Annotated in this window: 14 protein-coding genes, 1 tRNA gene and 1 pseudogene; 8 read left to right on the top strand and 8 right to left on the bottom strand. The window is 68.1% G+C overall.

All coding sequences use genetic code 11. From position 1 onward, the window contains the following. On the bottom strand, nt 1–479 hold a 479-nt coding region (locus D471_RS37175), incomplete at its 3' end, for a cbb3-type cytochrome c oxidase subunit I (protein ID WP_040692122.1). A 163-nt stretch (nt 480–642) separates the two neighbouring features. Between D471_RS37175 and D471_RS0130935 the strand changes: the two genes are divergently transcribed. Next, nucleotides 643–1,116, top strand: a complete 474-nt coding sequence (locus tag D471_RS0130935; RefSeq protein ID WP_017602193.1) for a MarR family winged helix-turn-helix transcriptional regulator — start codon at nt 643–645, stop codon at nt 1,114–1,116. Nucleotides 1,117–1,254: 138 nt separating this feature from the next. On the opposite strand, the gene D471_RS0130930 is transcribed toward D471_RS0130935, so the two are convergent. The 3 genes from D471_RS0130930 to D471_RS0130920 all read right to left on the bottom strand — a co-directional run bounded on the left by D471_RS0130930 (nt 1,255) and on the right by D471_RS0130920 (nt 4,012). Then, on the bottom strand, nt 1,255–2,826 hold the full coding sequence (locus D471_RS0130930; protein ID WP_017602192.1) for an MDR family MFS transporter: 1,572 nt from the start codon (nt 2,824–2,826) through the stop codon (nt 1,255–1,257). A gap of 59 nt (nt 2,827–2,885) precedes the next feature. Then, nucleotides 2,886–3,494: a TetR/AcrR family transcriptional regulator gene (locus D471_RS0130925; RefSeq protein WP_026128260.1), complete on the bottom strand. Its 609-nt coding sequence runs from the start codon at nt 3,492–3,494 to the stop codon at nt 2,886–2,888. 125 nt (nt 3,495–3,619) lie between these two features. After that, nucleotides 3,620–4,012, bottom strand: coding sequence for a PPOX class F420-dependent oxidoreductase (locus D471_RS0130920; protein ID WP_017602190.1), 393 nt, complete (start codon nt 4,010–4,012; stop codon nt 3,620–3,622). A 194-nt stretch (nt 4,013–4,206) separates the two neighbouring features. Between D471_RS0130920 and D471_RS0130915 the strand changes: the two genes are divergently transcribed. Further along, a tRNA-Lys gene (locus D471_RS0130915) sits at nt 4,207–4,282 on the top strand. A gap of 78 nt (nt 4,283–4,360) precedes the next feature. Here D471_RS0130915 and D471_RS42225 read toward each other — a convergent pair. From D471_RS42225 to D471_RS42705, 4 genes and pseudogenes are all read right to left on the bottom strand, one after another. Further along, nucleotides 4,361–5,821 (bottom strand): tyrosine-type recombinase/integrase, encoded by a 1,461-nt coding sequence (locus tag D471_RS42225; protein WP_017602189.1) that lies wholly within the window; start codon nt 5,819–5,821, stop codon nt 4,361–4,363. A 137-nt stretch (nt 5,822–5,958) separates the two neighbouring features. Beyond that, nucleotides 5,959–6,333, bottom strand: coding sequence for a hypothetical protein (locus D471_RS0130905; RefSeq protein ID WP_152486512.1), 375 nt, complete (start codon nt 6,331–6,333; stop codon nt 5,959–5,961). 175 nt (nt 6,334–6,508) lie between these two features. Then, complete coding sequence (locus D471_RS38930) at nt 6,509–6,898, bottom strand: hypothetical protein (RefSeq protein WP_241479757.1); 390 nt, start codon at nt 6,896–6,898, stop codon at nt 6,509–6,511. A 6-nt stretch (nt 6,899–6,904) separates the two neighbouring features. Beyond that, nucleotides 6,905–7,081, bottom strand: a pseudogene (locus tag D471_RS42705) (helix-turn-helix domain-containing protein); the annotation flags it as partial. A 174-nt stretch (nt 7,082–7,255) separates the two neighbouring features. Between D471_RS42705 and D471_RS0130895 the strand changes: the two are divergent. Genes D471_RS0130895 through D471_RS0130870 form a run of 6 tightly spaced genes read left to right on the top strand, consistent with a single transcriptional unit; the run spans nt 7,256 to nt 9,929 of the window. Then, entirely contained in the window at nt 7,256–7,510 is a 255-nt protein-coding gene (locus D471_RS0130895; RefSeq protein WP_017602186.1) for a helix-turn-helix domain-containing protein, read from the top strand. Further along, the gene (locus D471_RS0130890) at nt 7,510–7,725 is read left to right on the top strand and encodes a helix-turn-helix domain-containing protein (RefSeq protein ID WP_017602185.1); all 216 of its coding nucleotides are present in this window, start codon (nt 7,510–7,512) and stop codon (nt 7,723–7,725) included. The genes D471_RS0130895 and D471_RS0130890 overlap by 1 nt, the downstream gene beginning before the upstream one ends. A gap of 48 nt (nt 7,726–7,773) precedes the next feature. Further along, nucleotides 7,774–8,256 carry a hypothetical protein gene (locus tag D471_RS0130885; RefSeq protein WP_017602184.1) on the top strand — a complete coding sequence of 161 codons (483 nt, stop codon included), beginning with the start codon at nt 7,774–7,776 and terminating at the stop codon, nt 8,254–8,256. After that, the gene (locus D471_RS0130880) at nt 8,256–8,576 is read left to right on the top strand and encodes a hypothetical protein (protein ID WP_017602183.1); all 321 of its coding nucleotides are present in this window, start codon (nt 8,256–8,258) and stop codon (nt 8,574–8,576) included. The genes D471_RS0130885 and D471_RS0130880 overlap by 1 nt, the downstream gene beginning before the upstream one ends. Then, nucleotides 8,576–9,385, top strand: coding sequence for a hypothetical protein (locus D471_RS0130875; RefSeq protein ID WP_017602182.1), 810 nt, complete (start codon nt 8,576–8,578; stop codon nt 9,383–9,385). The genes D471_RS0130880 and D471_RS0130875 overlap by 1 nt, the downstream gene beginning before the upstream one ends. A gap of 16 nt (nt 9,386–9,401) precedes the next feature. Beyond that, complete coding sequence (locus D471_RS0130870) at nt 9,402–9,929, top strand: hypothetical protein (protein ID WP_017602181.1); 528 nt, start codon at nt 9,402–9,404, stop codon at nt 9,927–9,929. Nucleotides 9,930–10,245 lie beyond the last annotated feature (316 nt).

Below are 10,245 nucleotides of genomic sequence, written 5' to 3'. Positions count from 1 at the left end.
AGGCCCGGGGAGCGGACCGCGTCGGACAGCGGGGTGTAGGCGAACCACCCGAAACTGGCCGCGCCGCCGGGGGTGAGGAAGCCGCCCAGGGTGATCAGGCTGCCGAAGACGAACATGTAGAAGGCCAGCAGGTTGAGGCGCGGGAACGCCACGTCGGGCGCGCCGATCTGGAGGGGCACGAGGACGTTCCCGAACCCCGCGAACAGCGGGGTCGCGAACGAGAACAGCATGATCGTGCCGTGCATGGTGAACAGCTGGTTGAACTGCTCGTTGGACATGTACTGGAGGTTCGGGAACAGCAGCTCCGCGCGCATGAGCAGCGCCATGACGCCGCCCACGAGGAAGAAGGTGAACGCGGCGATCAGGTACATGTACCCGATGACCTTGTGGTCGGTCGACGTCAGCCACCGGACGGCGAGGGCGCCCCGGGGTCTGTCCCCCCGGTGGGCGCCGGTGGCTGGGTCGGCTGTGACGGTCATGGGTGACCCTCCCTGCTGGTGTCGGATGCCGGGCGGTGCTCCCCGCCGGTGAGGCACGCGCCCCGAAGATCAACTCACTAATAATTAGCGCACTAAGTATTAGGGCGCTAAGGAACAGTAGGATCATCGCATACGGTCAGACGCCGACACATCGAGGTGCCCCATGGTCGAGAAGAACCCCGACCTCCAGAACCCGTTGGCCCTCGAACACCAGGTCTGCTTCTCCCTCGCGGTCGCCTCGCGCACGGTGATCGCGCTCTACCGGCCGGTGCTCGCGCCCCTGGGCCTCACCCATCCCCAGTACCTGGTGATGCTCGCGCTGTGGCAGTTCGCCCCGCTGTCCGTCCGGGAACTGGCCGAGCTGCTCGAACTCGACTCCGCGACGCTGTCCCCGCTGCTCAAGCGATTGGAGGCGGCGGGTCTGATCCTGCGGGAGCGGCTCCCCGAGGACGAACGGCGGCTGACCGTCGGCCTGACGCGGGCGGGACGGGACCTGCGCGCGCGGGCCGAGGCCATTCCCATGCACATGATGGAGAAGCTCGGGTTGTCCCTCGAGGAACTCCAGGAGCTCAACGCCACACTCGGCCGGGTGACCAGCAAGGCCACACTCGCCCTGGCCCAGGAGGAGCGGACCTGACCGACCCGGCTTCCGCTCGGCCCCTACCGGTACACACACGCGCCCCCGCACCGGCGTCGGTACGGGGGCGTGTGTCGTTCCTCAGGCGTGGAACCCCCAGAGGGGCGGTCGAGGGCGGCCGGGCGGGTGGGCCCGAGGTCAGGCGGCCGGGACGGCCTCCTTCTCCGGGTCCGCCTGGCCCTGGTCCCCGACGCTGGTGGCCAGGGGCATCTCCTTGACGAACCAGGTGAGCGCGAAGCCGACCAGCACGATGGGCACGGCGTAGAGGAAGATCGGCGGGAGCGCCCCGGCGAACGCCTCCACGATGAACTCGCGCACCGGGCCGGGCAGGCTCTGGAGCATCTCCGGGGTCATCGAACTGATCCCGGCCTCGCCGCCCTCGAACTCCAGGCCGCCGCCCGGGAGCTCGGCCATGCGCTCGTTGAGACGGGAGACGAAGATCGAACCGAACACGGCGATACCGAAGGACGCGCCGATCTGGCGGAAGTAGTTGTTCGCCGAGGTCGCCGAGCCCAGGTCGCGCCGGGGCGCCGTGTTCTGCACGATCAGCACGAGGTTCTGCATGACCATGCCGACCCCCAGGCCCAGGACGAGCATGCCGAGGCCGTTGTAGAGGTAGGGCGTGTCCGCGTCCATCCGGGAGAGCAGCACCAGGCCCACCGCGATGACGGCGGTGCCGATGATCGGCCAGTGCTTGTAGCGGCCGGTCGCGCTGATCAGCCGTCCGGTCGTGATGGTGCTGGTGAGCATGCCGAACACCATGGGCAGCATGAGCAGCCCCGACTCCGTGGCGGAGGCGCCGTTGACCATCTGGAGGAACGTGGGCAGGTAGGAGACCGTGGAGAACATCGCGATGCCCACGGTGATGCCGATGAGGGACGTGAGGACGAAGTTGCGGTCGCTGAAGAGCCGTAGCGGGACGATCGGCTCGGCCGCGCGCCGCTCCACCACGACGAACAGGACCGCGGCGGCCAGCGCGCCCACGCCGAGGCCGATGATCTGCGGGCTGCCCCAGTCGTAGGTGTGCCCCGCCCAGCTGGTGAGCAGCACCAGGCAGACGCTGGTCGCGGCCAGGAGGACGGTCCCCAGGTAGTCGAGTTTGGGGCGAGGCCCGGTCGGCTGCGGCAGGCGGATCATCGTGGCGGCCGTGACCAGCGCGATCGCGCCCAACGGCAGGTTGATGTAGAAGATCCAGCGCCAGTCCAGGTGGTCGGTGAAGAAGCCGCCCAGCAGGGGGCCCGCGATCGAGGACACGCCGAACACGGCGCCGATGATCCCCATGTACTTGCCGCGCTCGCGCGGGGAGACCACGTCGGCGATGATCGCCTGCGCGCTGATCATGAGCCCGCCGCCGCCGATGCCCTGGAGGGCGCGGAAGGCGATGAGCTGGGGCATGTTCTGGGCGAGCCCGGACAGGACGGACCCCAGCAGGAACACGACGATGGCGAAGATGTACACGTGGCGGCGGCCGAAGAGGTCACCGGCCTTGCCGTAGATCGGCATGCCCACCGTGGCCGCGAGCATGTACGCGGTCACCACCCAGGACAGGTGCTCCAGGCCGTTGAGCTCGCCGACGATCGTGGGCAGCGCCGTGGCCACGATCGTCTGGTCCAGGGAGGCCAGGAGGATGGTCAGGATGATCGCGAGGAAGATCCAGCGCAGTCTGCTGCGGCTGACGCCCTCCTCGGAGCGTTCGTGTGTGGATGGCATGGAACTCCGTTCGCCTGGAGAACGACCCCCGGGAACCCCCAGGGCGGTACGACTCCCCGTCAGTCGTCGGATGGTGCGTAGGCCTCGCCGACGTGGCGGAACGCGCTGCGCAGCACGGCGCGCACGTCCGCGACGCTCTCCCCCTCCTTGAGGTGGAGACACTTCACGGTGTGCCGCGTCACCGCCATGGCGGTCGCGGCGACCAGCTGCGGGCGTTCGTCCTCCGGGGAGGTGCCCGTCCGCTCGGCGATCGCCCGGGACAGCTCCTGCTCCACGTTGTGGAAGCGGCCGAGCATGCCGGGCACCAGCTGGGGCTCGCGTTCCATGAGCCGCTTGCGCAGGAGCATGGCCTCGCGGTGGGCGGCGAGCCCCTCCGAACTGATGAGGGAGGCGGTCAGCACGGTGATGAGGTCGTCGACGAATCCGCCGGTGGGGCCGCCCTCGACGAACACCCTCCGAACCTCTTCGTCGGGGGCCGCCGGAACGTCACCCAGGAGGGCGTCCTCCTTAGTGGCGAAGTAGTTGAAGAACGTGCGGGGGGAGACGTCGGCCTCGGCCGCGATCTCCTCCACGGTGACGTGCTCCAGACCGCGCTCCAGCGTCAGCCTGACGGCCGCCTCCTGGAGAGCGCGGCGCGTGGCCTGCTTCTTGCGTTCGCGCAGCCCCATGGTGTCCTTCCCGTGCATGCTCAATAATTGCATGCCATGCAAGATTTCTCAATGTGTATTGTTTCACTCCGCGCAAAGGGAACGGCTCCGCCCGAGAGCGGAGCCGTCGATCCGTGCCCGGCTGACTACATCTTCGTCGTGTGCAGGGGGCGGACGTACACGACCACCCTCTCGTCCTCGGGCCGGTGCCACGGGTAGGCGTCCTTGTCGAGGTACTTCTTGGCCAGCGCGTTGATGAAGGCCAGGTCGGTGTCGTCCTCGACCCGGTCCACGACCCCGCGCACCTCCACGTACCGGTAGGGGTTGTCGGGGTCGACGGCGGAGATCGCGATGCGGTTGTCGCGGTTCAGGTTGCGCAGCTTCTGCCGGGTCCTGGTCTGGCTGAACTTCAGGAACTCCCCGTCCCAGTCGATCCAGACCGGGCTCGACTGGGGTTCTCCCTGTGGGCCGATGGTGGCCACGTGCCCGAACGCGCGCTTGGTGAGGATGTCCTGACGGTCCTCGGGAACGGCTGCCATGGTTGTGCTCCTCGTCGTCGGCTGAGCTGACGGTTCCGAGTACACCAACCGGCCGGGGAGGCACCAAGAAGGCGGAGGCGTCGGCGCGCCCTCAGGGTCGCCACGGGGTGTGAATCCACTGCACTGCACCGGCTGTGGTATCCGGTAGGATGTTGGCTTGGTGGCGTACCCCCAGGTCAACTGGGGTGGGTCACGGGGCCTTAGCTCAATTGGCAGAGCAGCGGACTTTTAATCCGCGGGTTCAGGGTTCGATCCCCTGGGGCCCTACCACGATCCACCTGCGCGTTCTCGCCGCGCGGCACGGTGGGAGCTCCCGAGGGTTGCGGTTCGGGTTGCGTTTTCCCGGTCTCACACCTTCGACCGCCGCCACAGGGCCTCGCCCATCCGCTCCGCCGCGTCCTGGCCCATCTGTTCGGTCACGTGGGCGTATCGCTGGGTCTGTGACAAAGACGAGTGCCCGAGGGCATGCTGGACAGTGCGCACGTCCACCCCTTGGGCCAGGAGCAGTGTCGCCGCGGTGTGCCGTGCGTCGTGTACCCGGGCTTTCGGCACCCCGGCCGCTTGGCAGACCTTGTGCCAGTCGTCGTAATCGCTCCGCGCGTTGACGGGGCGTCCGTCGGTGTTGGCGAACACGAGGCCGTAGTCCTTCCACTCCCCGCCGGCCTGCAGGCGTTCCGCGGTCTGGGCCGTGTGCTGAGCACGTAGCTGGTGGACCAGTTGACGCGGGAGCGCCAGGACCACATCGGCCCTGCCCCGTCCGGGCCGGACGCCTTTCCGACGGAGGAAACGCCAGTCGCCGCCTGTGCGTTCGGGACATTCCCGGCCATGGCCTCGGCAGTCGGCCGGACACGGCCGTTTCACATCCGGGCACTGGTGTGTCTTGACCGCGCAGTCGCTCGCGCACGTGGCCCTGTGGTGCCCGGGGCAGTGACGCGGACACGGTCGCCGATGCCGATCCCCGGTACACGTCGCGATGTCCTCGCACCCGTGCCGGTAGGGCTCCTGCCGAATTTGCCAGGCGGCCTCCAGCTCGTACCGCCACGCCCGCCGACGGCACACGTCGCACACGCTGTCGGGAGCGACCTTCATCAGCTCCGTGGTGTGACCGCACTCATCGCAGACCGCGTGGAGTTTCTCCCAGCGCATGCCCAGCGCTTCAGCTTGGCGGACGCCGAGCGCGAGCGCCACGGACCAGCGGGCGCCGTTGCGGCGCCGTTCGCACACCGTGAGGATGCGCAGGGCCGCCTTGTAGTCGAGCGGTTCGATCTCGATAATCTCCCCGGTCGGAGCGTCGACCAGTTCCGCCGGGTTCTCCCGGATCTTCTGGCGCTGCTTCGCCACCTTGAGCGCTCGTGACAGGATCCGGTGGTGCTGGAGGACGGTATTGGGTCTGAGGCCGTCCTCACGCTCCAGTTCGAGGTAGTAGGCGTCGAGGTGCCTCGGTTCGAGGTCTTTGAGTCTGTGGGCGCCCAGACCCCTGGCCATCCGGCGGACCTTGGGCCCGTAGGTGCTGTCGATCGTGTGCTGGGAGACCCTGCGGGGGGCGATCGTGGTGAGCCATTCGGTCAGCCACTGCTCGACCGTCAATCCGCGGCCGGTCGCGGGCCTGAGGCCTTCAGCGCGATCGGACTCCAGCCGCCGAACCTTCTCCGTGACCTCGGCTTCGGTCTTGGCCTTCCGGTGCCGACGGTCGGGGCGGCCGTCGGGCTTGACGCCCATGGTGACCCACCCATGCCAGAGGCCGTCACTGTCCGAACGGTAGATCGACGAGCGCAGGTTGGGGGCTCGACCGTTTTCACGTTTCGCCATGCGCCAAATTCCAATAGTGACATAGATCATATTCGACACTGTCGCTCGGGGTGGCGTTCCCGGTCGCCGTTATCGGCCGACGCGGCCGTCCGCCCCTTCGGCCATCCGTTCCTTCGGTCGGATGGCTCCGTCGCGGGTCAATCCAGCCATTCATGTTTCCAGGGGGTGAGCAGGCCCGGCACGGCCGTCTCCACGATCCGCACAGAGGTCGGGGAAACGGGCCATTCCTCATCCCACCAGGCCAGGCGTTGATACAGGTTCCAGTCGAGGTGCGGGTCCACGACGCCGACGGAGGCGAACATCCTCTGGCGCGCCCACGTCGGCAACGACGTGATGTAGGCGTCGGCCAGGGCCCCGTAGGTGATGCCGTCGCGAGCGACGATCAGCTCGTGACCTGGGGCGACTTCTGTGAGGAGAAAAGGGATGTTCGTCGGTAGTGTGTCAAGGGTTACGGACAGTCGGCGGTGGGGGGAGGCACCTCTGGGTGCCCGATCATCGGGGCGCGGCTGCATGTCTATCCCCTCCATATGCTGCGCAAGCCCGCTAGGGGCGGGAAACATCATGCTAATGCGTAAGTATGTACGAATCCAGGGGTAATGGACTGTCCGTTACCCCTGGAGATATATATTCCCCCGCTGCCTGCCCGGTTTGCCGAAATCGTGTCCGAAACTGGCCAGTCAACCGTGGTCAGTTCATGTTTCTGCGTGTCCGTGCCTCCTCCTGCTGGCGCTCCCAGCGGCGTCGTTCCGCGTCCAGAACCAGTCGTGCTTGGGTCTCGGCGTTGTCGATGGCGCGCTGGATCATCTCCTCGGCGACATCGTCCGGGACCCCCGCTGTGTCGGCTTCCAGGTCGCGCACGATCTGCCACACGCGACCGGACATGTGGTGCGTGCGAGCCTCAGTAACGTAGCTGCCGGAGCTGGCCGGTTCGCCTCGGGGGTCCTTGGGGTGGATGTCACCACCGGTTTCACCGATCGGATCCAGGGGGAGCCCCGCGTAGCCCGCCGCCTCGGCGGCACGGGCGGCCAGACCGAGGACCGACTCACTGTGGTGCGCTTCAGTTACGCATTGTGTCAATAGTCGCCTCAAGGAGTCATGGCTGGGTCGCGAGATGCCCCTGGTCCACCTGGAGACCTGTGGCGCGCTGACTCCCGCCCACGCGGCGAGCTGGGCCTGTGTGACGCCAAGGTGGTCGCGAAGCGCGTTGAGGGCCTGTTGGAACCGCTCTGGCTGCCATGCCGATGAGAATTGATCTTGCATACATGCAAATTTAGCACCCTCCAAGCGCGTTCATCCAGGCAACAAAGCCCTTACCTTGCCAGGCTTTTACCTTGCTTGCATGACTAGATTTCATGCAAAAGTGAACCGTAATCCCCCATTGCATGGGAGATATGGGCTTGCATGGAGGCGCTGCGTCCAGCTAAAGTTGCATGCATGCAAGGCAAGATGATCAAGCCTCGTCTCGTCCTCCGGACCCACCAGTTCCAGCGCATGATGCGTGCACGGGGCTGCGAGACCGCGTCGGCGCAGGCTGCTCTGCTGGGGGTCACCGTCTCCACCGTCACCCGTGTGTGTTCGGGCCACGTCCAGCCCAGCGGTGCGTTCGTCGCCCGTGCCTGCGACGTCCTCGACGTGGGACTGGCCGAGCTGTTCGAGGTCGTCCCCGCGTCGGTGGGGAGCGTCGCCTGATGGTCCAGCCCCCTTCCACCAGTCCTGGCGAGATCCCACGCGTCGCCTACAAAGTGCCGGAGGCGGCCCGGTCTCTGGCACTGAGTGAGGCGTTCGTCTGGAAGCTCATCGCATCTGGCGAGCTGCGCTCGTACAAGGTCGGTACCGCCCGGTTCGTCCCCGCCTCAGCCCTCACCGAGTTCGTCGAGGCGAGGCTGGCCGACAACGCCGCCTGAATCCAACGAACCCCGCACCCGCCTCATCACCATGACGGGAGATTCCTCGTGAGCAAGTCCCGATCCATCGGAACACGGGCCGAGACCGGCGTGGTCCGCTACCTGCGCGACCACGGTTGGCCGTCCGCCGAGCGGCGTGCCCTGGCTGGGGAACACGACCTCGGCGACATCGTCGGAACTCCCGGCATCTGTTGGGAGATCAAGGGCGGGAAAACGGCTGAGTCGGCCCACGACGCCGACGTCACCCGGTGGCTCGCCGAGACGGAACAGGAAACCGCCAACTCCGGAGCCGACCTCGGCATCCTCGTGACGAAGCGCCGCAGCTACAGTGCCGCGTCAGTCGGATCCTGGTGGGCGCACCTGGACCTGACCACCTGGCACGCGCTCAACCGCGGCCGCCTTCCGCTCCGGCCCGACATCGTCGGCCGGCCCATCCGTATGCACCTGTCCACACTGGTGCCCATCCTCAGAGCGGCCGGGTACGGGAGCTCCGGCGGTGACGCTACAGAGCCCCTGGACGAGGTGGCGTAGTGGGCGCCCGCGTCGACATCACGGGCGAGGCCACCCTCGTCGCCGCCCTCCGCCTCGTCCGCGCCCAGATCGCCGAGCAGAAGGAGATGGAGCGGGTGATCGAAGACAAGCTCAAAGCCCTCCTGGGGGAGGCCACCGAGGCGAGGATCGGCGGTGAGCCGGTCGTCTACTACCGATGGACCAAGCCCCGCCAGCAGGTGGACGTCCGTGCCCTGCGCAAGGAGCACCCCGACCTCGTCGAGGAGTACACCCGCACCACCGCGCCGTCGCGCCGCTTCGTCCTCCTCGATCCCACCACCGGGAGAGGAGAAGAGCTCTGATGTTCACCCAGCCCGGCGACGCGGCCGGCGTCGAACCCGACAGCTCCGAGGGCATCCGGCGCGTGCTCACCGACATCATCCTCGACGCCTCCGCCAACGCTCCCCGCTCCAGGCAGCGACGGATCGGACCCTCCGAGGTCGGCGACCCCTGCCCGAGGCGACTCGCCTACAAGCTCATGGACTGGCCCGCGGCGAACGACGGCGGTGACCCGTGGCCGTCCATCGTCGGCACCGCCACGCACGACTGGTTGGCCGATGCCCTGGAGCGCCACAACCGTGAGAGGGACCCGGGCCGCTTCCTCGTCGAGGAGCGAGTACAGGTCGATGACGGGGCCGTGTCCGGATACCGGTTGTCCGGCTCCTGCGACGCCTACGACACGCGCACTCACACCGTCATCGACCACAAGGTCGTCGGGGAGTCCGCGATGCGCAAGTACAAGGCCGAAGGCGTCCGTGAGCAGTACCGCGTCCAGGCCAACCTCTACGGGCTCGGCTGGGAGAACGCCGGATACCGGCCGGAGACCGTGGCCCTCGCCTTCTACCCTCGCGGCGGCATGCTCGGCGGTCTGTGGGTGTGGACCTGCGAGTACGACCGCCAGGCCGCACTCGACGCCCTCGGACGGCTCGGCACCATCCGCGACGCCCTGGTCGCCCTGGATCCCGAGGCCCGCCCCCAGATGTGGTCCCACCTACCCGCCGCCGCGAGCAGCGCCTGCCGGTTCTGCCCGTGGTGGAAGCCCGGAAGCCCCGACCTCGCCGTCGGCTGCCCCGGTGCCCTCACCCCCGACCAGGCCACGTCGGCCGCATAGGAACGGAGAACCCACCATGTCCTTCACCTTCAGCCAGCCCTCGGGCGGCGGATTCTTCAAGCCCGCCGAGCACGACGGTCATCTCGTGCTCATCACCAACTGCCACAAGATCGAGGACCGGTACGACCAATTCAAGGCCCGGGACGTTCCCGCCGCCACCGTCGACGTGGTCGACCTCGACGGTGAACAGCAGCTCCGCGAGGGTGTGCTGATGACCCACGGCGGACTGGTGAACCGCCTGTCCCCCGGTGCCCACATGGTGCTCGGCCGTATCGGCAAGGCGACCACGAGCTCCGGGTTCGAGGCCTGGGTCCTGGCCCCCTTCGACGAGCAGGGCGACGACGCGCGGCGCGCCCAGGAATGGCTGGACGCCCAGGGCCCCTCCCGGACGTCGGCGGCTCCGGGCCCCGCGTCCGGACCCGCCTCCCCGGCGCCGGAACCGGCTCAGCAGCGGCCGTCCTCCGCCGCGACGGGGGCTCCGGCGATGGCCGACCCCAACGACCCCGCGGTCCAGGCCCTCCTGGCCAGTCTCCAGCAGAAGTAACCCGGCGCGCCGGTGCCCCGGACCCCCCTCCGGGGCACCGCCGGACAGGGAACGGACCCGGAGGCCCCGGGTCCCTAGGCGACACCCCCGGCACACGCAGTACGACGACGAGAGGGCAGCATGCAGGCCAGTACAGAGGGTGTCCGGCTCCGAGACGCCGGAATGGCCGCGGTGACCGAAGCGTCCAGTGACGATGTCGCTGTCATCGACCACCTCATCGCTCGCGCGGCGGTCGGAGGCCGCCCCTTCTCCGCCAACGACATCCGCCCGTACGTGCCGCCCGTGGTGCGCACCGCGCTGATCGGTGCCCGCTTCG

Origin of the sequence: Nocardiopsis lucentensis DSM 44048 (assembly GCF_000341125.1) — a bacterium.
Taxonomy (GTDB): domain Bacteria; phylum Actinomycetota; class Actinomycetes; order Streptosporangiales; family Streptosporangiaceae; genus Nocardiopsis; species Nocardiopsis lucentensis.
This window is presented reverse-complemented; position numbering and strand designations above follow the sequence as displayed.

What these genes read in the sequence shown, in the direction of transcription:
- D471_RS0130870 (WP_017602181.1), top strand. Translation starts at nt 9,402, where the DNA reads ATGTCCTTCACCTTCAGCCAGCCCTCGGGCGGCGGATTCTTCAAGCCC.
- D471_RS0130895 (WP_017602186.1), top strand. Translation starts at nt 7,256, where the DNA reads ATGCAAGGCAAGATGATCAAGCCTCGTCTCGTCCTCCGGACCCACCAG.
- D471_RS42225 (WP_017602189.1), bottom strand. Translation starts at nt 5,821, where the DNA reads ATGGCGAAACGTGAAAACGGTCGAGCCCCCAACCTGCGCTCGTCGATC.
- D471_RS0130875 (WP_017602182.1), top strand. Translation starts at nt 8,576, where the DNA reads ATGTTCACCCAGCCCGGCGACGCGGCCGGCGTCGAACCCGACAGCTCC.
- D471_RS0130920 (WP_017602190.1), bottom strand. Translation starts at nt 4,012, where the DNA reads ATGGCAGCCGTTCCCGAGGACCGTCAGGACATCCTCACCAAGCGCGCG.
- D471_RS0130935 (WP_017602193.1), top strand. Translation starts at nt 643, where the DNA reads ATGGTCGAGAAGAACCCCGACCTCCAGAACCCGTTGGCCCTCGAACAC.
- D471_RS0130925 (WP_026128260.1), bottom strand. Translation starts at nt 3,494, where the DNA reads ATGGGGCTGCGCGAACGCAAGAAGCAGGCCACGCGCCGCGCTCTCCAG.
- D471_RS0130905 (WP_152486512.1), bottom strand. Translation starts at nt 6,333, where the DNA reads ATGCAGCCGCGCCCCGATGATCGGGCACCCAGAGGTGCCTCCCCCCAC.
- D471_RS0130930 (WP_017602192.1), bottom strand. Translation starts at nt 2,826, where the DNA reads ATGCCATCCACACACGAACGCTCCGAGGAGGGCGTCAGCCGCAGCAGA.
- D471_RS0130890 (WP_017602185.1), top strand. Translation starts at nt 7,510, where the DNA reads ATGGTCCAGCCCCCTTCCACCAGTCCTGGCGAGATCCCACGCGTCGCC.